Annotated in this window: 1 protein-coding gene; it reads left to right on the top strand. The window is 48.6% G+C overall.

Going from position 1 to position 255, the window contains the following annotated elements:
* Positions 1–29: 29 nt before the first annotated feature.
* Positions 30–255 (top strand): TRAP transporter large permease subunit (locus ACZYR9_RS27970; protein WP_488981534.1); only part of this gene is annotated, 226 nt, incomplete at its 3' end.

Raw genomic sequence — 255 nt, forward strand, 5'->3', positions numbered from 1 at the left:
TGTTTTTGCCCGTGTTAATTCTGGGAGGGATGAAGGGCGGGATTTTCACTCCGACCGAAGCGGCGATCGTAGCGGCGGTATATGCCTTAATCGTTGGTATGCTCATCCATCGCGAGCTTAAGCTAAACGATTTTTTCCAAGGGTTAGTTGCTTCTGCCAAAATGACGAGCGTGGTCATGTTCTTAATCGCGTCATCGGCGGTAGCGTCCTGGATGATTACCATCGTAAACATTCCGGCGTCGATTACTGAATTTT

It is taken from the genome of Paenibacillus sp. F024 (genome assembly GCF_057814255.1).